17 protein-coding genes and 1 tRNA gene are annotated in these 19,133 nt (G+C 72.5%); 6 read left to right on the forward strand and 12 right to left on the reverse strand.

Annotated elements, in window-relative coordinates:
- Positions 1 to 62 precede the first annotated feature (62 nt).
- From IE265_RS03715 to IE265_RS03740, 6 genes are all read left to right on the forward strand, one after another.
- Positions 63 to 1,403, forward strand: coding sequence for a lysine N(6)-hydroxylase/L-ornithine N(5)-oxygenase family protein (locus tag IE265_RS03715; RefSeq protein ID WP_190033853.1), 1,341 nt, complete (start codon positions 63 to 65; stop codon positions 1,401 to 1,403).
- A gap of 308 nt (positions 1,404 to 1,711) precedes the next feature.
- On the forward strand, positions 1,712 to 3,304 hold the full coding sequence (locus tag IE265_RS03720; protein WP_229916014.1) for an ABC transporter ATP-binding protein: 1,593 nt from the start codon (positions 1,712 to 1,714) through the stop codon (positions 3,302 to 3,304).
- Positions 3,301 to 5,487 carry an ABC transporter ATP-binding protein gene (locus IE265_RS03725; protein ID WP_190033855.1) on the forward strand — a complete coding sequence of 729 codons (2,187 nt, stop codon included), beginning with the start codon at positions 3,301 to 3,303 and terminating at the stop codon, positions 5,485 to 5,487. Before IE265_RS03720 ends, IE265_RS03725 begins: the two co-directional genes overlap by 4 nt.
- On the forward strand, positions 5,487 to 6,548 hold the full coding sequence (locus IE265_RS03730; RefSeq protein WP_190033856.1) for an iron-siderophore ABC transporter substrate-binding protein: 1,062 nt from the start codon (positions 5,487 to 5,489) through the stop codon (positions 6,546 to 6,548). The genes IE265_RS03725 and IE265_RS03730 overlap by 1 nt, the downstream gene beginning before the upstream one ends.
- A gap of 108 nt (positions 6,549 to 6,656) precedes the next feature.
- Positions 6,657 to 7,193: an NUDIX hydrolase family protein gene (locus IE265_RS03735; protein ID WP_190033857.1), complete on the forward strand. Its 537-nt coding sequence runs from the start codon at positions 6,657 to 6,659 to the stop codon at positions 7,191 to 7,193.
- Positions 7,194 to 8,418: 1,225 nt separating this feature from the next.
- Entirely contained in the window at positions 8,419 to 9,615 is a 1,197-nt protein-coding gene (locus IE265_RS03740; protein ID WP_229916015.1) for a hypothetical protein, read from the forward strand.
- Between the two features lie 224 nt (positions 9,616 to 9,839).
- Here the strand turns inward: IE265_RS03740 and IE265_RS03745 are convergent.
- The 12 genes from IE265_RS03745 to IE265_RS03800 all read right to left on the reverse strand — a co-directional run bounded on the left by IE265_RS03745 (position 9,840) and on the right by IE265_RS03800 (position 19,112).
- Positions 9,840 to 9,913 (reverse strand) — tRNA-Pro (locus IE265_RS03745).
- Between the two features lie 393 nt (positions 9,914 to 10,306).
- Positions 10,307 to 11,611, reverse strand: a complete 1,305-nt coding sequence (locus IE265_RS03750) for an MFS transporter (RefSeq protein ID WP_229916016.1) — start codon at positions 11,609 to 11,611, stop codon at positions 10,307 to 10,309.
- 210 nt (positions 11,612 to 11,821) lie between these two features.
- Positions 11,822 to 12,181 (reverse strand): MmcQ/YjbR family DNA-binding protein, encoded by a 360-nt coding sequence (locus tag IE265_RS03755; RefSeq protein ID WP_190033860.1) that lies wholly within the window; start codon positions 12,179 to 12,181, stop codon positions 11,822 to 11,824.
- A gap of 30 nt (positions 12,182 to 12,211) precedes the next feature.
- The gene (locus tag IE265_RS03760) at positions 12,212 to 12,760 is read right to left on the reverse strand and encodes a GNAT family N-acetyltransferase (RefSeq protein ID WP_190033861.1); all 549 of its coding nucleotides are present in this window, start codon (positions 12,758 to 12,760) and stop codon (positions 12,212 to 12,214) included.
- Positions 12,757 to 13,347, reverse strand: a complete 591-nt coding sequence (locus tag IE265_RS03765; RefSeq protein WP_190033862.1) for a helix-turn-helix domain-containing protein — start codon at positions 13,345 to 13,347, stop codon at positions 12,757 to 12,759. The genes IE265_RS03760 and IE265_RS03765 overlap by 4 nt, the downstream gene beginning before the upstream one ends.
- An 89-nt stretch (positions 13,348 to 13,436) precedes the next feature.
- Positions 13,437 to 14,342, reverse strand: coding sequence for a LysR family transcriptional regulator (locus tag IE265_RS03770; protein WP_190033863.1), 906 nt, complete (start codon positions 14,340 to 14,342; stop codon positions 13,437 to 13,439).
- 115 nt (positions 14,343 to 14,457) lie between these two features.
- Complete coding sequence (locus IE265_RS03775) at positions 14,458 to 15,651, reverse strand: glycine C-acetyltransferase (protein WP_190034084.1); 1,194 nt, start codon at positions 15,649 to 15,651, stop codon at positions 14,458 to 14,460.
- 27 nt (positions 15,652 to 15,678) lie between these two features.
- The gene (gene tdh, locus IE265_RS03780; protein WP_190033864.1) at positions 15,679 to 16,707 is read right to left on the reverse strand and encodes an L-threonine 3-dehydrogenase; all 1,029 of its coding nucleotides are present in this window, start codon (positions 16,705 to 16,707) and stop codon (positions 15,679 to 15,681) included.
- Between the two features lie 420 nt (positions 16,708 to 17,127).
- The gene (locus IE265_RS03785) at positions 17,128 to 17,730 is read right to left on the reverse strand and encodes a GAF domain-containing protein (protein ID WP_190033865.1); all 603 of its coding nucleotides are present in this window, start codon (positions 17,728 to 17,730) and stop codon (positions 17,128 to 17,130) included.
- The gene (locus tag IE265_RS03790) at positions 17,727 to 18,326 is read right to left on the reverse strand and encodes a GTP-binding protein (protein ID WP_190033866.1); all 600 of its coding nucleotides are present in this window, start codon (positions 18,324 to 18,326) and stop codon (positions 17,727 to 17,729) included. Before IE265_RS03790 ends, IE265_RS03785 begins: the two co-directional genes overlap by 4 nt.
- Positions 18,304 to 18,675: a DUF742 domain-containing protein gene (locus IE265_RS03795; RefSeq protein ID WP_190034085.1), complete on the reverse strand. Its 372-nt coding sequence runs from the start codon at positions 18,673 to 18,675 to the stop codon at positions 18,304 to 18,306. Before IE265_RS03795 ends, IE265_RS03790 begins: the two co-directional genes overlap by 23 nt.
- 2 nt (positions 18,676 to 18,677) lie before the next feature.
- A complete protein-coding gene (locus tag IE265_RS03800; protein WP_190033867.1) occupies positions 18,678 to 19,112 on the reverse strand; it encodes a roadblock/LC7 domain-containing protein in 435 nt (144 codons plus the stop codon).
- Between the last annotated feature and the right edge of the window lie 21 nt (positions 19,113 to 19,133).

The raw sequence follows: 19,133 nt of genomic DNA on the forward strand, positions 1-19,133 counted from the left end.
CCATTGCAAGGTAAGGCTAACCTTATTTAACATCAGTGGCGCCTAGGGGAAGGAAAGTTGCGGTGAACGCACTGCACGACGAACCGGACGCCGTCCTTGACGTGCTCGGAATCGGTTTCGGGCCGTCAAATCTCGCTCTCGCCATAGCGGTCGAGGAACACAACGCAGGAGCCGCTCCGGAGGACCGGATCAGCGCGGCGTTCCTGGAGCGCCAGCCGTCGTTCGGCTGGCACCGGGGAATGCTCATCGAAGACGCCACGATGCAGGTCTCCTTTCTCAAGGACCTGGTCACCATGCGCAACCCGACCAGCGACTTCAGCTTCCTGTGCTTCCTGCGGGACCGGGGCAGGATGGTGGACTTCCTCAACGCGAAGACCCTCTTCCCGCTGCGGATCGAGTTCCACGAGTACTTCGAGTGGGCCGCGGCCCGGGTCTCGCACTTGGTCGAGTACTCCGACGAGGTCGTCTCGGTGGAGCCGGTGACGGGGGACGACGGGGAGGTCCGCTGGCTGGACGTGGTCAGCCGGGTGCCCGGCGAGCCCGGGCGGACCGTCACGCGAAGGGCCCGCAACATCTCGGTGGCCGTCGGACTGGAGCCTCACCTGCCGCCCGACACCGCACTGTCGGACCGCATCTGGCACAACAGCCAGCTGGTACCGCGCGTACGGGAGTTGAACGAGTCGGACACCCCGGTGGGCCGGGTCCTGGTGCTCGGTGCGGGCCAGAGCGCCGCCGAGGCGGTCGACTACCTGCACCAGTCGTTCCCCGAGGCGGAGATCTGCGCGATCTTCGCGAAGTACGGGTACACCCCGGCCGACGACAGCCCGTTCGCCAACCGGATCTTCGACCCTGAGGCCGTGGACGTGTACTTCCGGTCCACACCGGAGGTGAAGCAGTCCCTCGTCGACTACCACCGCAGCACCAACTACTCGGTGGTCGACATGGATCTGATCGAGTCGCTGTACGCGACGATGTACCGCGAGAAGGTCCAGGGCAAGGAACGGCTGCGGCTGCGCAACGTGTCGCGCATCCGGGACGTACGCAGCCTGGACGACAACCTGGAGGTCACCGTCGAGTACCTCCCCACTGGCGAGCGGGAGGTGCTCTCCGCCGACCTGCTCGTGCACGCCACCGGCTACCGGCCCAGAGACCTCGACACCCTGCTGGGCAGGACCGCGAAACTCTGCCTGCGGGACGACAAGGACGCCGTGCGCGTCGGACGCGACCACCGTGTCGAGCTGTCGCCCGAGGTCACGGCCGGCATCTACCTGCAAGGAGCCACCGAGCACACCCACGGCCTGACCTCGACCCTGCTGTCCACCACGGCGGTCCGGTCCGGCGAGATCCTCGGTTCACTGCTCGCCCACCGCGCCGACGACCTGGTGGCGGGGCAGGCCGGCTGAACCGCGCACGGGCCCGGGACGCGGTGACCCCGGACCGGCACACACGGGGTGGCGGCACGGCCGCCGCGCCCGGGTGCGGCGGTCCGGACCGGCGCACCGCCATCCCCGCACCACCGGGCCCGACTTGGCGCTCCGTCACTGGGCACCACATGGCACTTAGAGTAGCCTCACCTAAGTTTTCTTTGTCCGATCCCGGAGGGGTGCGGGTGAGTCCTTCATATCCGACAGGGCGGGACGTCCTTCGGAAATCGGTCGGAGGTCAGCGACGCGACGTCGCCCTCGGCTCGTTGCTCGGTTCCGGCCACCAGATGGGCGAGGCGCTTGTCCCCGTCCTCATCGGCGTGGTCATCGACCGGGCCGTCACCCGCTCCGACACGGGCGCCCTGCTCCTGTGGCTCGGCGTCCTCGCCGTGGTCTACGTGGCACTCGCGCTGAGCTGGCGCTTCGGCGCGTGGTCCGGCGACCGCTCGGCGGCCATGGCCGAGCACGAGCTGCGCGTCACCCTCGTACGGCGGGTGCTGCACCCGTGCGGCGGGGCCGAGGAGGGCAGGCTGCCCGGCGCGCTGGCCAACATCGCCACGGAGGACGCCAAGCGGGTCGGCGCGGTCAACACCGCGCTCATGTACGGGATATCGGCGCTGGTCGGCATCCTCACCTGCGCCGTCGTCCTGCTCCGCAGCTCGCTCACACTCGGTCTGGTCGTCCTGCTCGGCACCCCCGTGCTCCTGTGGCTCGGACACCTGCTGAGCAAGCCGCTGGAGACCCGCAGCGAGGCCGAGCAGGAGCGGGCCGCGCACGCCTCGGCCGTCGCCGCGGACCTGGTGGCCGGACTGCGCATCCTCAAGGGCATCGGCGGCGAGCGCACGGCCATCGACCGCTACCGCACCACCAGTCGCGAGTCGCTGCGGGCCACCCTGCGGGCCGCCCGCGCCCAGGCCTTCCAGAGCGGCATGGTGCTCTCCCTGACGGGCTGCCTGATCGCGGTCGTCGCACTCGTCGGCGGCCGACTGGCCGCCGAAGGCGCCATCAGCCTGGGCCAGTTGGTCTCGGCGGTCGGACTCGCGCTCTTCCTGCTCGGCCCGCTGGAAGTGCTCGCCTGGGCCAACGCCGAACTGGCCCAGGGTCGGGCTTCCGCCAACCGCATCGCGGAGGTCCTCGCGACGGGCCACACCGTGACCTCCGGGGACCGCGGCCTGCCCCAGCCGGTGCGCGGCGCCGTACGGCTCACCGGTGTCAGCCACGGCGGCCTGCGCGAGGTGGACCTCGACATCGCGCCCGGCGAGCTGCTCGGCGTGGTCGCCACCGACCCCGCCCACGCGACGGACCTGCTGCGGTGCCTGGCGCGAGGGGCCGACCCGGACACCGGCACGGTCACCCTGGACGACGTGTCCCTGCGGGACCTCGATCCGGCGGAGCTGCGTACGGCGATGCTGGTCGCCGACCACGACGCGGACCTCTTCGAGGGCACGGTCCTCGACAACGTCACTGCCGCCGCGCCCGATTCGGCCGACCCGGGGCCCGCCATGGCGGCGGCCGGGGTGACCCAGGTGACACTGGCCCTGCGCGACGGAGAGCACACGGCGGTCAGCGAGCGCGGCCGCTCCCTCTCCGGCGGCCAGCGCCAACGAGTCGCACTGGCGCGGGCGTTGGCCGCGGACCGGCCGGTCCTCGTGGTGCACGATCCGACCACCGCTGTCGACACCGTGACCGAGGCGGGCATCGCCGCAGGCCTCCGCGAGATCCGCAAGGGCCGCACCACCGTCGTCGTGACCACCAGCCCCGCCCTCCTGGCGGTCACCGACCGCGTGGTGCTGCTCGACGGCGGCCGCATCACCGACACGGCACCCCACGCCGACCTGATGGACCGTCACGCGACCTACCGTGCGGCGGTGCTGGCATGACCGAACAGATCGACCGGGCGTCCGGGAAGCAGCAGGACGGCCCGCCGCCCAGCACGACCGAGGCGACCGAGGCGACCGAGGCGACCGGGGCGGACTCAGCGCGTGGGCGGGAGCTGCTGCCCACCGCGACCGCGGCCCGCACGCGCGCGGCGGTCCGCGCGCTGACCCGCCCGCACCGCGGCCTGGCCGCCGGCGGCTTCGCCCTGATGGTCGCGGCCACCGCCGTGGGCCTGCTCGTCCAGCCGCTGCTCGGCCGCATGGTGGACCTGGTCGCCGACCGGCGGCCGACCGGCGACCTCACCCTGCCCTTCGTCCTGCTGGTCGCGGTCGCGCTCGTACAGGGCGCCACCACCGCGCTGGGCCTGTCCCTGGTCTCCCGGCTCGGCGAGACCGTCCTCGCACAACTGCGCGAGCGGTTCGTGTCGAAGGCGCTGCGGCTGCCGCTCGAACAGGTCGAGAAGGCCGGAGCGGGCGACCTCACCGCGCGGGTGACCCGGGACGTCTCGGTGGTGGGCGAGGCCGTGCGCAACGCCCTGCCCGAACTGGCGCGCTCGCTGCTCGCCATCGCGCTGACCATGCTCGCGATGGCCGCGCTGGACTGGCGATTCTTCCTCGCGGCGCTCATCGCGGTACCCGTCCAGGCGACCACGGCCCGGTGGTACGTACGCCACGCCGTACCGCTCTACGCGCAGCAGCGGATCGCCACGGGTGCCCAGCAGCAGCAGCTCCTGGACACCATCGCGGGCGCCCGTTCCGTACGGGCCTTCCGGTTGGAGCGGGAGCACACCGAGCGGGTCACCCGGCGTTCGTCGGCGGCGGTCGAGCTGACGATGCGCGGCGTCCGGCTCGTGCTGGACTTCTACAACCGGTTGCACGTGGCCGAGTACGCGGGACTCGCGGCCGTCCTCGTCACCGGGTTCCTGCTGGTGCGCGGCGGGTCCGTGTCCATCGGCACGGCGACCGCCGCGGCGCTCTACTTCCACAGCCTCTTCGCACCCGTCAACTCCGCGCTCGTACTGCTCGACGACGCGCAGTCGGCGACCGCGGCGCTGGCCCGCCTCGTCGGGGTGGCCGACCAGCCCGTGGACGGACCCGAGGACCGACCGGTGGACCGGCACTCCGATCGGCCCGGCGACCGGCCCGGCGGGCGGCTTGCGGGCCTCGCCCCGGACGGCGCCTCCGAGGCCGCCGACGGATCGCCGCAGCAACAGGCGTCGGAGCGGGCATCGGAGCAGTCGCCGGAACGGGCTCCGAACCGCGTGCCGCGCCAGTCGACGTCCGTCGGGCGCGACGCGAACGCACCCCGGCCGCCGCGCGCCGGCACGGCCGGAACCGTCAGCGTCACCGGTGTCCACCACGCGTACGAGCCGGGCCGCCCCGTCCTCGTCGACGTGGACCTGACCCTGCGGGCCGGCGAACGGGTGGCCCTGGTCGGGCCCAGCGGCGCCGGCAAGACGACCCTGGCCAAACTCATCGCCGGGGTGCACCGCCCGACCTCGGGATCCGTCGTCGTGACGGGCGGAACCGGGGTCCCGGACGGCACGTCCACCGACACGACGGACGCGACGGACACGGGCCCGGTCCACGGCAGCCGGAGCGGCCACGGCAACGGTCACGGGCCGACGGTCGCGCTGGTCACCCAGGAGACGCACGTCTTCGCCGGGCCGCTCGCGCAGGACCTGCGCCTCGCCCGGGACTCGGCCACGGACGACGACCTGCGCACGGCACTGACGGCGGTGGACGCCCTGGAGTGGGTCGAGGCCCTGCCCGAGGCCCTGGACACCGTCGTCGGCGAGGGCGGACACCGGCTGACCTCCGCGCAGGTCCAGCAACTCGCCCTGGCACGGCTCGTGCTGGCCGATCCGCCGGTGGCCGTGCTGGACGAGGCGACGGCCGAGGCGGGCAGCACCGGCGCCCGGCTCCTGGAGCAGGCGGCCGACCGGGCGGTCGACGGGCGTACGGCACTCGTCGTCGCACACCGCCTCACCCAGGCCGCCACCGCGGACCGGATCGTCGTCATGGACGGCGGCCGGATCGTGGAGAGCGGCACGCACGAAGAGCTGTGCGCGGCGGCCGGGCCCTACGCCTCCCTGTGGCAGGCGTGGTCCGGCACCCGTACCGCGGCCCACCAGACCCCCACGCACGACCACCGCCCTGACACCACCACCCTGAAGGACGTCTGATGCTCGGCTCTTCCAGAGGCGCACGCCTCGTCGCGGCGCTCGCTTCCGCGCTCCTCCTCTTCAGTACCGCCGCGGCCTGCGGATCCGAGGACGAACCCGAAAAGGCCGGCTCCGACAAGGCCTCGTCCACGAGCAGCGCCTTCCCGGTGACCCTCGCGCACAAGTACGGCAGCACGACGATCAAGTCCGAGCCGAAGCGCATCGTCACGGTCGGGCTGACCGACCAGGACGCCGTGCTCGCGCTGGGCAAGGTGCCCGTGGGCACCACCGAGTGGCTCGGCGGCTACAAGGGCGCCATCGGCCCCTGGGCGGCCGACAAGCTCGGCGGCGAGAAGGCGCCGACCGTCCTCAAGGACACCGGCACGGGACCGCAGACGGAGAAGATCGCCGCGCTCAACCCCGACCTGATCCTCGCGGTCTACGGCGGCCTGACGAAGGAGCAGTACACGACGCTGTCGAAGTTCGCCCCGGTGGTGGCCCAGCCCAAGGAGTTCAACGACTTCGGCGTGCCGTGGCAGCAGCAGACCGAGGTCATCGGCAAGGCGCTCGGCCAGGAGAGCAAGGCCAAGGACCTGGTGAAGGGTGTCGAGGAGGGCTTCGCGAGCGCGGCCGAGGAGAACCCCGAGTTCGCCGGTTCGTCCGCGGTGATGGCGACCCCGTACGACGGGATCTTCGTGTTCGGCAGTCAGGACGCGCGCTCGCGCGTGCTGACCGACCTGGGCTTCAAGCTGCCGGCGGACCTGGACAAGGTCATCGGTGACGAGTTCGGGGCGAACATCAGCAAGGAGCGCACCGACCTGCTGGACACCGACGCGATCGTGTGGATCGTCTCCGACACGGCCAAGGACAGCGCGAAGCTCCACAAGAACGCGCTGTACTCGGACCTGAAGGTCGTGAAGGACGCCCGCGAGGTCTTCGTCGCGGAGACCGGCGACTTCGGCAACTCCGTCTCCTTCGTGTCCGTCCTGAGCCTGCCGTACATGCTCGACCGGCTCGTTCCGCAGCTCGCGGCGGCCGTCGACGGCGACAAGTCGACGAAGGTGACCGCGCCCACCTCCTGAGCAGCGGCCCGCACGGGGCTGAGGCCGGGATCACGTCTGCTCGTGATCCCGGCCTCAGCTCTGTGCGGCAACACCCACATCGGACGACGGCGAAAGTATGATCAACCAATGTCTGACTTGACCGAAACCACGCCCGGCTGGCTGACGAACGACGAGCTGGAGCAGGCGCGCGCCCGCATGCCGATCCTCTACGTCGAGGCCGTACCGGTACGCGTCGACGACAGCGGTGAGGTGACCAGTATCGGTCTGCTGCTGCGGATCGGTCCGGACGGGACGGTCAGCCGTACGCTCGTCTCCGGCCGGGTGCTCCACCACGAACGCGTCCGGGACGCCCTGTTGCGTCACCTGGAGAAGGACCTCGGCCCGGTGGCCCTGCCCCGGATCCCGACCGCGCTCCAGCCGTTCACGGTCGCCGAGTACTTCCCTACGCACGGGGTCACGCCCTTCCACGACCCGCGCCAGCACGCGGTGTCCCTCGCCTACATCGTCCCGGTGACCGGTGACTGCCGTCCGCGGCAGGACGCGCTCGACCTCGTCTGGTTCAGCCCCGAGGAAGCCCTGTCGCCGATGGTCCTCAACGAGATGCCGGGCGGCCACGGGGCACTCCTGCGCCAGGCCCTCGCCCACGTGGGACGCCTGTCCTGAGACCGGTGCGGGGCCGTGCGGGACGGCGGACGGGGCGCGGGTCGGGGCCGCGGACGGGCAGCCGGGACGCGCAGGGCCCCCGTCGGGCGGGCGGCAAACGGCCGTTCAGGCCCCGACGTTCGCCGCGGCGCCCGCGGGAGGGCCGCATGTCCGGGCGTCGACCGAACCGGCGTGACACACCATCAGAGTTCTGGTGACGCGGCTGCGAGGCCGGGCGACCACCCGTCTCCCGTCTGAAGAAGGAGCGGGCCGGCCGCGTCGGCGGAGACGGCCGGCAAGCGCGCGAGTGCGGGCCGCAACCCCGGCGGGGACCGTCGGCCGCCGCCGGGCCCTCCGTCGGCGGAGGCCCGGGGCTGCCGAGCCGTTCTCGATCTCTTCGACTTCACTGCCGGTCACCCGGTGTGACGCGACAGCGAATTCCTGATTCCGCATTGATTGCGGACGACACCTTCGCAATGAATCCGACGGGGCGTTGTCGATCAATTCATGGAGACGTGGACCAGTGACAACGATTTCGCCGGTTTCCGCGTGATCCGCTCCGCACGCGCGTGGCCCCGACAGCCTCGCCCGGCCTCCCGTCGACGCCGTCCGCCCCTCTGTGCCGGTGCCCGCCGCCGGGAGTCGGGTACGTGCCGCGTGGCGACTCCTCGCACCAGGGCCCACGGGCAGCGGACGACTGCCCGCGTCGGGGTCGGCCGCCCGCAGAATCCGGCGGCGCCATCAGTGAGGTCCGTCTCCAAGAGATGACCCGGGAGGGTCGACGATGCCGCGCGCCTGCGGCGAAGCGTCACCCGATTTCGGCCGACCCGCTCCGCACCATTGGACAGGGCAACCGGTCGCTCCATTTCTCGCAATTGACGGCATTGCCCTGCGACGCCGATTTCGACGCGCCCTCGATACGGCGAGGCAGGCGTGAATTGCACGGAACGAATTCGCCGTAATCAATTCAGGAACGCCGACTCGAGGAACTGCCGGGCTCGTCGACGCGGCCGGAGACAGGCCGACCGGGCGGCACGGAGTGGGCAAAACCTCCCAGGGGAACCGGAGTTGGCCGTGCACGCCGCATACCGCCGGCCATTTCGTGCGCGTGGAAGTTGAAAGACGTACAGCCCGGGGCGGGGCAGCGACATCACAAAAAGTGCACGAACCGTCGCGCTCGGTAAGGATGCGGATGTCGCCCCTGCCGGGGCATGACATTCGATTTCACGACATCAGGAGAAAGCGCATGAGTCCTGACTCCAGGACCCGTTCCTCACTCGGCCCGCTCCCCCTCACCCGTCGCAGCACGTGGATCGCGGGCAGCAGCTTCGCATCCCTCGCTCTCGTACTGACGGGCATGGCAGGCCCCGCCCTTGCCATGCAGTCCACGAAGCCTGTCGTCGGCATAGCCTCCGCCGCCGACCGGGGTGACGACGGATGCCGCAGCGTCGACGCGGAACCGCGCAGGGGCAGCCACTGCGACGACCACGGCCCCGACCGTGACCACGAGCACGGCCAGGGTCACCAGGGCGGCCACCACGACCAGGGCGGCCGGGGCGAACCCGGACCGACGGGCCCCACTGGCCCCACGGGACCGAGGGGTGACACCGGCCCCGCCGGCGTCGACGGAGCCACGGGCGCCACGGGCGCCGACGGTGCGGACGGCGCCACCGGAGCGACGGGCGCGGATGGCGCGGACGGTGCCACCGGAGCCACGGGCGCCGACGGTGCGGACGGCGCCACGGGTGCCACGGGTGCCACTGGTGCCACTGGCGCCGACGGAGCCACGGGCCCGACGGGTGCCGACGGTGCCACGGGTCCCACCGGTGCTGACGGTGCCACGGGTCCGACGGGTGCCGACGGTGCCACGGGTGCGACCGGCGCTGACGGAGCCACGGGTGCGACCGGCGCCACGGGCGCCACGGGCGCTGACGGTGCCACCGGCCCGACCGGTGCCGACGGTGCCACCGGTGCGACCGGTGCCGACGGAGCCACCGGTGCGACCGGAGCCACGGGTGCCACCGGCGCCACAGGCGCCACCGGTGCTGATGGAGCCACGGGTCCGACGGGTGCCGACGGAGCCACCGGTGCGACCGGCGCCACGGGTGCCACGGGTGCCGACGGAGCCACCGGTGCGACCGGCGCCACGGGTGCCACCGGTGCCACGGGTGCCACGGGTGCCACGGGTGCGACCGGCGCGACGGGCCCCTCCGGACCGGCCGACACGACCATCGTCCAGCAGAACTACAACGTCCTGCTGGGTGTCAACGCGTCCTACGACTCCCCGGCGTGCCCGGCCGGCACCAGTCCCATCTCCGGAGGGCTGTCTGCCGTCGGCCTCGCCACCGCCCTCGGGCAGAGCTACCCGTCAGGTGACCACTGGGTCGTGACCGCGACAGCCGGCGTCGCCACCACCATTACGGTCTACGCGGTCTGCGGCTGACCGCAGCCCCGAACGACCGCTTTTGACGCAGGAGTCCCCGCCGGTGTTCCGGCGGGGACTCCTGCGCGTTGAAACAGCCCTTGACCCGGTCCGGCGGAAGAGTTCTCGGTGGCCCGCCGCCACGGTCGGGAGCCCGACGGCATTGGCCCCCGACCCGTCCCGAAACGATCGAGGGGCCGTTCCAGATTTCTCTGAAACGGCCCCTGATCTGCGACTCTCACGAGTCGGGACGACAGGATTTGAACCTGCGACCCCTTGACCCCCAGTCAAGTGCGCTACCAAGCTGCGCCACGTCCCGATGCCCGTTGTGACCTGGGGTTTCCCCTGGCCGAACGTGCACCGAAACAATACCGCACTCGGGTCGGTGGTCGCGCACTCCTTTTGTCCTCGGGGTACGGGTCGGCTTCCAGTTCGACCGAGACCGCATGCCGTACAGGGCTCGGCGGGCGACACCGGCATCGGCCGCCGCAGACCGCGCCCACGGAGGCCCGCCCCGGACAGCCTTCGATCGCGCCTGAGCCACGCGCGAGTCGTACAAGGTCGCTCGCCCCACGAGGGGCGGGGCCAATCCGGGCCGCCCCCCTTCTCAGTCGCGTCAGCGGTGACGTGCAGTGGCCGAAATGCCCTCGCGCGCCAGGTGGCCCCCTCCGCACCGGAGGCGGTGGCGCGCCGGAGCCCGATCCCGTCCGGGTCAGCCCTTCCGGGAGCAGGCCGCCGGCCCCGGTATGCCCGCCGCGGCACCGCGCACCACCGGTGCCCCGGGAGCATCGGCCCGGACCAGGTCGCGTATCGCGGGCACCGAGAGCAGCGCCGCCGCGACGACCAGGGCCATGACACCCGCCACGAGCAGGACGCGGTCCGCGCCGAGCGCCGCCGCGGCCGGACCCGCGAGGGCCTGGCCGACCGGCATCATCGCGAGGGAACCGGCGACGTCGTAGGAGTGGATGCGGTTGAGGACGTCCGGCGGGACCTGCGTCTGCACGCTGGTCGCCCACATGACACCCCAGAAGGACATGCCGGCGCCCGCGACCGCCGCGCCACCCGCCATCGCCGGCACGTCGAGGCCCGCCCCCACCACGGCGGGGAAGCAGGCGAACGAGAACAGGGCGAGCGAACCCGCACGGAGCATTCGGCGGGGTCTCAGCCGCAGGGCGATCAGACCGCCCACGACCGTGCCCGCGCCCAGGGCGGAGTTGACCAGGCCGTACGCCCGGGGGCCGTGCTCCCGTACGACCTCCGTCGCGACCAGCGGGACTGTCGGGCCCCACACCGAAATCATCAGGACGCACCAGATGAGGATCACCGCCCACAGCCAGGTGCGGGACCGGAACTCCCGCCAGCCCTGGGCGAGGTCCGCTCCGAAGCCGCGGGTGCGGGCGGGGCCGTGGGGATCGGCCGGCGGCAGCCGGAGGAGCAGCAGGCAGAGGCCGCTCACGGCGTAGGTCGCGGCATGGGCCGCGAAGACCCCGCCGGGCGACACGAAGGCCACCAGCAGGCCGGCCAGCGCGGGGCCCGCGAGCTGGGCCGTCGACTCGGCGACCCGTATCGCGCCGTTGGCCGCCTGGACGTCCGCGGCGAGCCGGGGCACGGTGCTGGCGACGCCGGGCTGGAACACGGCTGCCGCGGCGCCGTTGACCGCGCCGATCAGGCAGATCTGCCAGAGCACCACATGGCCGGTGAAGAAGAGCACCGCGGCGAGGGACTGGGTACCCACCCGGACGAGGTCGGCCCCACTCATCAGCAGGCGGGTGCTGAAGCGGTCCGCGAAGACCCCTCCGAAGATCACCAGGCCCGCGAAGCAGGCGGCCGAGGCGGCCATGGCGAGGCCGACCGCGCCCACCCCGTGGCCGTGCTGGAGCAGCCCGGCCGCCAGCGCCACCGGGAGCATGGTGTCCCCCAGCTTGGCCACGGCCCGGGCCGTGAAGAACAGCCCGAAGTCGCGCGACCAGATCCGCCGGGCCCCGGCTCCCGCGTCCCCCGTACCCCCAGCGGCCACGGCACCCCGGCCCGGCGTGACCCGGCCGGCGGTACGGCTCTCCTCCGGGCCCCCGCCCGGAGGCACACGTGACGACACCCCCGTCATCCCGCCCCACACCCCTCCCCCGACGCTCCCGCACCCCGTCCGCCCGGGCGGGACCGTGGCGCCCCCTCCGCGCCACGCTCCCCACCCGCTGACGGATCATGTCACCCGGCACTGACAACGGCCTCAGCCGGATGCCGGGAGCCCGATCTCCGGGTGCGCTTCGAGCAGTTGGTTCGGGGCGGCCTGCCGCCAGGAGTCGGCGAGGATGTCCCGCAGCTCGGCCGCGTCGTCCAGCGCGTCGAGCCGTACGCGCACCCAGGCGAAGCCCGCTTCGTGGTCGGCGATCCAGAACTTGCCCGGCTCCGCGAGCACCAGTTCGTCGCGCTCCTCCTTGGGGCAGCGCACGGCGATCGAGGTCTCCTCCTCGGGCAGCGTCGCGAACATCTTGCCCGCGACCCGGAAGGTCGGCATGCTCCAGGCGATCTTCTCCGTCGTGTCCGGCAGCGACAGGCAGATGCGGCGTACGTCTTCGGCTTCCTGCATGGCACGCACCGTAGCCAATGCCACTGACAATCACCTGGTGGGAGCGTGTTCCCGGACCTCTGTGACCGCTACGCGCCGGTAGTAGAGCGTGGTCGGGCGGAGTTCGCCCGAGGGTGCCGCCGCGTAGTCGGGGATGACACCCGCCCGGACCCATCCCGCCGACCGGTACAGCGATTCGGCGGGGCTGCCCGTCTCCGTGTCGAGGCTGAGCAGGGTGACGCCCGCCTCGGCGGCCCCCCGTTCGGCCGCGTCGAGCAGTGAACGGCCGATTCCGCGTCCGCGTCCCCTGGGGTGGACCATCAGCTTCACGACCTCGGCACGGTGCCGGCTGTTGGGGCTTTCCGCGAAGGCCAGGCCGACGGTGCCGACGATCCCGTGCTCGTCACGGACGGCCCACACCGCGAGGAGGCCCGCGGAGAGGGCGGCGCTCCGCCCCCGCCACCAGGCGGCGGCCTCGGCGCGGCGCAGCGGGGCGAGGAAGCCGACCGACGCGCCCGCGTCGACGGTGTCGACCAGGAGGTCGGCCAACTCCCCGACTCCCGCCAGGAACTCATCGCATGTCAGTCGCGCGACGCTCACGGCAGCACCACCGCCAGCACATAGCGCGCGTCCTGCGGCCCCGGGCACCGGAACCTGGTGGGGCCCCACACCCGCAGTCGGAGGCAGTCGCCCGTGCCGAGGCGGTGCTCGGCGTCCTGCGCGGTGATGTCGAGCCGGCCGTCGAGTACCCAGATGTGCTGTTCGAGCCCCGCGACGGGCGGCCGGTCGTACGCGATGTCGGCACCCGCCAGGAGCCGCCCCTCCACGAGTTCGCCGCGCAGGCCCGGATGCGGCGGGGACACCGACCGGCGTACGAAGCCGGAGGCCCGGTCCTCCCAGACCGGCTGCTCGGCGGCGGGCACCAGCGGGGCGGGAGCCTCCTCGACCTCGCTGAGCAGCTGCGACATCGTGCGGCCGTACACCGCGCAGAGCCGGTTGAGGAGCGAGGCGGTGGGACTGGTCTCGGCGCGCTCGGCCCTGGACAGCGTCGAGCGGCTCACACCACTGCGATCCGCCAACTCGCCCAGGGACCAGCCCCGTTCGGACCGCAGCTCGGCGAGGCGCGCCCCCAGCCGCACGTCGACCGGGTCCGGCACCGCGCCCGTGCCGCCTCCATCGCTTCCCATATTCGGGATGCTATCCCATATTCGGCACACCTTGACGGCTGGCCGACCCAGGGGCACCACCACGCACCACGAGTCACGCCGAGGCGGCGTCAGCCGACCGGGGCGACCTCCCCGAGCGCCTCCAGCACCGGCCGGATGAGGGGATGCCCCTCGGCGCCCCGGCGTACGGCCGCGAAGACCCGGCGCGTGGGCGCGGCGCCGTCGACGGGACGCACCACCACGCCCGCGAGGTCCATGCCGCGCAGGGCCGAACGCGGCACCAGCGCGACCCCCGCGTCCGCGGAGGCGAGGGCCACCACCGCGCGGAAGTCGTCCGAGGAGTGCTCCAGCCGGGGCTGGAAGCCCGCGTGCTCGCAGGCCAGGACCACCACGTCGTGGCAGGGGTTCCCGGGGTACGGGCCGATCCACGGGTCCTTGGCCAGCTCGGCGAGCGGCACCTCCGTACGGTCGGCGAGGCGGTGGCTCACCGGGACGACCGCGTCGAACGGCTCGGCGTACAGCGGCAGGTGCGTCAGCCGGGGGTCGTCCGCGTCCGGAGCGCCCCGGTACTCGACGGCGACGGCGACGTCGACCACCCGGTCCAGCACCATCGGCAGGCTGGCGTCGCCCTCGGCGTCCTGGACGCGCAGCGCGATGCCCGGGGCCGTGCTCGCGAGCCGGGCCACGGCGGGCGCCACGACCAGCGCGATGCCGGTCGCGAAGGAGGCCACGGTGACCGTGCCCGCCGAGCCCGCGCTGTACGCGGCCAGCTCCGCCTCGGCCCGTTCGAGCTGGGCGAGGACCGCGTTGGTGTGGCCGAGGAGGATCTCGCCGGCCGGGGTCAGCCGTACGCCCCTGGCACCGCGCTCGACGAGGCGGTGCCCGGTCTCCTGCTCCAGTGCGGTGAGCTGCTGGGAGACAGCGGAGGGCGTGAGGTAGAGCGCGGCGGCGGCGGCCGTCACCGTACGGTGGTCCGCCACCGCCCTGAGGATGTGCAGCCGCCGAGCTTCGATCATGCGACCGATTCTCTCAAACGTTCGCATTCCTCCCGTCCGGCCGCCGCGGAGCCGTGCCCCGCGCCCCGGCTGTGCCGCCCGGAGCGCGGGCGGGGTGCCCCGAGGGGCGCCCGGCTCAGCCCTCCAGCTCGGCGCGGGCCGACACGAACGCGTCCACGGCGCGGTTGACGTCCTGCGTCGAGTGCGCGGCGGAGAGCTGTACGCGGATGCGGGCCTTGCCCTGCGGGACCACCGGGTACGAGAAGCCGATCACGTACACGCCGCGCTCCAGGAGCAGCTCGGCCATGCGGCCGGCCACGGACGCGTCGCCGATCATGACGGGGGCGATGGCGTGGTCGCCGGGCAGGATGTCGAAGCCCTCCTCCGTCATCCTGGAACGGAACAGCGCCGTGTTCTCCGCGAGCCGCTCGCGCAGGTCGCCCGCCGACTCCAGCAGGTCGAGCACCTTGAGCGAGGCGGCGGCGATCACCGGGGCCAGCGTGTTCGAGAAGAGGTACGGGCGCGAGCGCTGGCGCAGCAGGGCGACGATCTCGGCGCGGGCGGCGACGTAACCGCCGGAGGCGCCGCCGAGGGCCTTGCCGAGGGTGCCCGTGATGATGTCGACGCGGTCCATGACGCCGTGCAGCTCGGGGGTGCCTCGGCCGCCGGGGCCGACGAAGCCGACGGCGTGCGAGTCGTCGACCATGACCATCGCGTCGTAGCGGTCCGCGAGGTCGCAGATCTCGCTCAGCGGGGCCACGTAGCCGTCCATGGAGAAGACGCCGTCGGTGACGATCAGGCGGCGCCTGGCGGACTGCGCCTCCTTCAACTGCCGCTCCAGGTCCGCCAGGTCGCGGTTGGCGTAGCGGAAGCGCCGGGCCTTGGACAGCCGGATGCCGTCGATGATCGAGGCGTGGTTGAGGGCGTCGGAGATGACCGCGTCCTCCTCGCCGAGGAGGGTCTCGAAGACTCCGCCGTTGGCGTCGAAGCACGACGAGTAGAGGATCGTGTCCTCCTGGCCGAGGAACGTCGACAGACGCTGCTCCAGCTCCTTGTGCACCTCCTGCGTACCGCAGATGAAGCGTACGGACGCCATGCCGTAGCCCCAGCGGTCGAGCGCCGCGTGGGCGGCGGCGACGACCTCGGGGTGGTCGGCGAGCCCGAGGTAGTTGTTGGCGCAGAAGTTGAGGACCTCGCCGGGCCGCCCGCCCGCCGTGACGTTGACGGTCGCCGACTGCGGGGTGCCGATGACCCGCTCGGGCTTGTGCAGGCCCGCGGCGCGGATCTCGTCGAGGGTGGTGCGGAGGTCGTCGCGTACGGAGTCGAACATCATCAGTTCCTTAAAGTCCGGAGTTCCTCAGTGCGTCCAGTCGAGGATGACCTTGCCGCCGCGGCCGCTCGCCGCGTCGGCGAAGGCCGCCTCGTAGTCGCGGTAGTCGTAGCGGCCGGTGATCACGGGCGCGAGGTCGAGGCCGCCTTCGAGCAGGACCGACATCGCGTACCAGGTCTCGAACATCTCGCGGCCGTAGATCCCCTTGATCGTGATCATGGAGGTGACGATCCGGGACCAGTCGACGGCGAACTCCTCGGCCGGCAGCCCGAGCATCGCGATCTTCCCGCCGTGCGTCATGTTGGCCAGCATGTCGCGCATCGCGACGGGGTTGCCGGACATCTCCAGGCCGACGTCGAACCCCTCGCGCAGCCCGAGCGTGCGCTGCCCGTCCGCGATGGTCGACTCGGCGACGTTCAGCGCGAGGCTCACGCCGACCTTGCGGGCCAGCTCGAGGCGCTCCTCGCTGACGTCGGTGACCACCACGTGCCGGGCGCCCGCGTGCTTCGCGACGGCGGCGGCCATCAGGCCGATGGGGCCCGCGCCGGTGATCAGCACGTCCTCGCCGACCAGCGGGAAGGACAGCGCGGTGTGCACGGCGTTGCCGAACGGGTCGAAGATCGCGGCGACGTCGAGGTCGACGGGCACGCGGTGCACCCACACGTTGGAGGCGGGCAGCGCGACGTACTCGGCGAACGCGCCGTCGCGGCCGACGCCCAGGCCGACCGTGGCGCGGCACAGGTGGCGCCGTCCGGCCTGGCAGTTGCGGCACTTCCCGCAGACGAGGTGGCCCTCGCCGCTGACCCGGTCGCCGACGGCGATGTCCACGACGTCGCTGCCCGTCGAGACGACCTCACCGACGAACTCGTGGCCGATCACCAGAGGGGTCCTGATGGCCTGCTGCGCCCAGCCGTCCCAGTTGCGGATGTGCAGGTCGGTGCCGCAGATCCCGGTCCTGAGGACCTTGATCAGTACGTCCTTGGCGCCGACCTCCGGCTCCGGGACGTCCATGAGCCGGAGTCCCGGCTCAGCCTTCTCCTTGACCAGCGCCTTCACGCAACGGCTCCTGAGGATGAGGTCCCGGATCCGGACATGCCGAAGGAGGCCCGCACCGGGGAGAGGAGTGGTATCGCCCAGCAATCTGCCGCACTGCGGCACCCCTGGTCCATCGAGGATTTCTTAAGCGCCGCCGCAGCTTTCCTTCACACCCTGCACGTACGACCGCCCCGGACGGACACGCCACGCCGCGCCGGGCACGTGCCGGGACCCACGCCGGGCACCTGCGGGGACCCGCGCCCGGGGGCCCGACGGGACCGGCGGGACCGGCGGCGGGGCCCGGCGGGACTCCCGCCGGCGTCTGCCCGGACCTCCCCGGGGCGCCCGCCCGGCCCCTCCGGGAGCGCCTGCCGGGATCAGCGGCGGATCGCTGCCGGGCCGGGCCGGGCCGGGCGGTGGCAGTGCGGGAGCGGGGCCGGGTCAGAAGCCGCCCTCGCGCAGCCCGATCTGCCCGACCAGCTCCGCGGCCAGCGCCTTGATGGTGTCCAGGCCGGGTCTGCCCCACGGCCGGGGTTCGACGTCGGTGACGCACACCGTGCCGAGCGCGAGGCCGGTGCGGTCGATGAGGGGGGCGCCCAGGTACGAGCGGATGCCGAACTCGTCGACGAGCGGGTTGCCCGCGAACCTCGGATAGTCGCGGACGTCCTCCAGGACCAGCGCCTTGCGCCGCACCACCACGTGGGGGCAGAAGCCGTACTCGCGTGCCATGCGGCGGCCGATCCGGGGCTTGGCCGCGGGTGCGGGGCCGTCGGTCCCCGGGCCGGGAGCCGTCAGCCGACCGGCCTCGCGCTCACTGTCCGGAGCGTGCAGCCCGGCGAAGAACTGGCGTTCCTCGCCCACGAAGTTGACCATCGCGTACGGGGCTTCCGCCAGCTCGGCGAGCCGGTCCGCGAAGGAGTCGAGGGCGGGCTCCACCCGCTCCCCCAGATCGAGCACTCGCAGGCGCCGCGTCCTCGCGGGCGCCTCCTTGTCCTCCGGCGTGAGCAGCAGCCGACCGGCCGGACGCGGCGGGTCGTACGTCATGTGTGGGCTCCGTGGCTCGGGGCGTGCGAGGGCGCGTGGGCGAGCAGGTGACGGACGAGGGTGAGCAGGGTCTGCACGCCGGAACTGGAGATGCGCGCGTCGCAGCACACGACCGGGATGGCCGGGTCCAGGTCGATGGCCGCCCGCACCTCCTCGGGGTCGTAGCGGAAGGAGCCGTCGAACTCGTTGACGGCGACGATGAACCCGAGGCCGCGTTGTTCGAAGAAGTCGACCGCCGCGAAGCACTCCTCCAGCCGACGGGTGTCGGCGATGACGACCGCGCCCAGCGCTCCTTCGCACAGCTCGTCCCACATGAACCAGAACCGCTCCTGCCCGGGGGTGCCGAACAGGTAGAGGACATGCTCCGGGTCGAGGGTGATGCGCCCGAAGTCCATCGCGACGGTCGTCTCGACCTTGTTCTCGATGCCGTCGAGGTTGTCGGTCGCGGCGCTGACCGTGGTCAGCAGCTCCTCCGTGCTGAGCGGCGCGATCTCGCTCACCGCGCCGACGAAGGTCGTCTTTCCCACCCCGAATCCTCCCGCCACCAGGATCTTCAACGCGGTGGGGAACGGGTCAGAGCTGTCGTCGTAATCCATCGAGCACTGCCTCCAGAAGAGACCGGTCAGTGGGGTTGTCGTGGACGGTCGGGGACTTCGTCGAGAGCGCCCCGCAGTCGACGAGATCGGAGAGGAGCACCTTGGTCACGGCCGCCGGCAGTCTCAGGTGCGCGGCGACCTCGGCGACCGACACGGGGTCCCGGCACAGTTCCAGGGCCTGTGCGTGCTCGGGCCCGAGATAGCCGAGGGGGGTGACTCCGGTGGCCATGACCTGGGACAACAGGTCCAGCGCGGTGCTCGGCCGGGTCCGGCCGTTGCTGACCTGGTAGGGACGCACCAGCCGCCCGGCCGCGTCGTCGAGCCAGGGCTCGTCGCCGGCCGCGGCCACCCTCAAGGCCTCATCGCAGAGGGTTCTGCGGCGGGCTGCCTCGGCGCGGTGATCAGGTACGGGCGGACGCCCTTGACCAGCATCGCCATCTCGTAGCCGAGCACGGCCGCGTCGGCCTCGCGTCCGGCGAGCACGGCCAGACAGGTGCCGGAGCCCGCGGTCGAGACGAACAGGAGCGTCGAGTCCAGTTCGACGACGACCTGCCGTACGTCGCCGCCGTCCCCGAACCGCAGGCCCGCGCTGCGTCCGAGGGAGTAGAGCCCGGAGGCCAGGGCGGCCATGTGGTCGGCGCTGTCGGGGTCGAGGCCGTGCACCGACTTCACGAGGCCGTCGCAGGAGAGCAGGACCGCGCTCCTGGTGTGCGGTACTCGCTGCACCAGGCCGCTCATCAGCCAGTCGAGGTCGGTTGCATGCCCGGTCGGCACGTCGCTCGCCATGGGGGATCGACTCCTTGAAGT

The organism is Streptomyces fructofermentans, assembly GCF_014651055.1.
GTDB lineage: Bacteria > Actinomycetota > Actinomycetes > Streptomycetales > Streptomycetaceae > Streptomyces > Streptomyces fructofermentans.

Bases quoted from the DNA above. Each gene is read 5' to 3' on its own strand.
- IE265_RS03775 (WP_190034084.1), bottom strand. From the start codon at position 15,651: ATGTTCGACTCCGTACGCGACGACCTCCGCACCACCCTCGACGAGATC.
- IE265_RS03740 (WP_229916015.1), top strand. From the start codon at position 8,419: ATGAGTCCTGACTCCAGGACCCGTTCCTCACTCGGCCCGCTCCCCCTC.
- IE265_RS03730 (WP_190033856.1), top strand. From the start codon at position 5,487: ATGCTCGGCTCTTCCAGAGGCGCACGCCTCGTCGCGGCGCTCGCTTCC.
- IE265_RS03720 (WP_229916014.1), top strand. From the start codon at position 1,712: ATGGGCGAGGCGCTTGTCCCCGTCCTCATCGGCGTGGTCATCGACCGG.
- IE265_RS03770 (WP_190033863.1), bottom strand. From the start codon at position 14,342: ATGATCGAAGCTCGGCGGCTGCACATCCTCAGGGCGGTGGCGGACCAC.
- IE265_RS03765 (WP_190033862.1), bottom strand. From the start codon at position 13,347: ATGGGAAGCGATGGAGGCGGCACGGGCGCGGTGCCGGACCCGGTCGAC.
- IE265_RS03735 (WP_190033857.1), top strand. From the start codon at position 6,657: ATGTCTGACTTGACCGAAACCACGCCCGGCTGGCTGACGAACGACGAG.
- IE265_RS03790 (WP_190033866.1), bottom strand. From the start codon at position 18,326: ATGGATTACGACGACAGCTCTGACCCGTTCCCCACCGCGTTGAAGATC.
- IE265_RS03755 (WP_190033860.1), bottom strand. From the start codon at position 12,181: ATGCAGGAAGCCGAAGACGTACGCCGCATCTGCCTGTCGCTGCCGGAC.
- IE265_RS03725 (WP_190033855.1), top strand. From the start codon at position 3,301: ATGACCGAACAGATCGACCGGGCGTCCGGGAAGCAGCAGGACGGCCCG.
- IE265_RS03800 (WP_190033867.1), bottom strand. From the start codon at position 19,112: ATGGCGAGCGACGTGCCGACCGGGCATGCAACCGACCTCGACTGGCTG.
- IE265_RS03785 (WP_190033865.1), bottom strand. From the start codon at position 17,730: ATGACGTACGACCCGCCGCGTCCGGCCGGTCGGCTGCTGCTCACGCCG.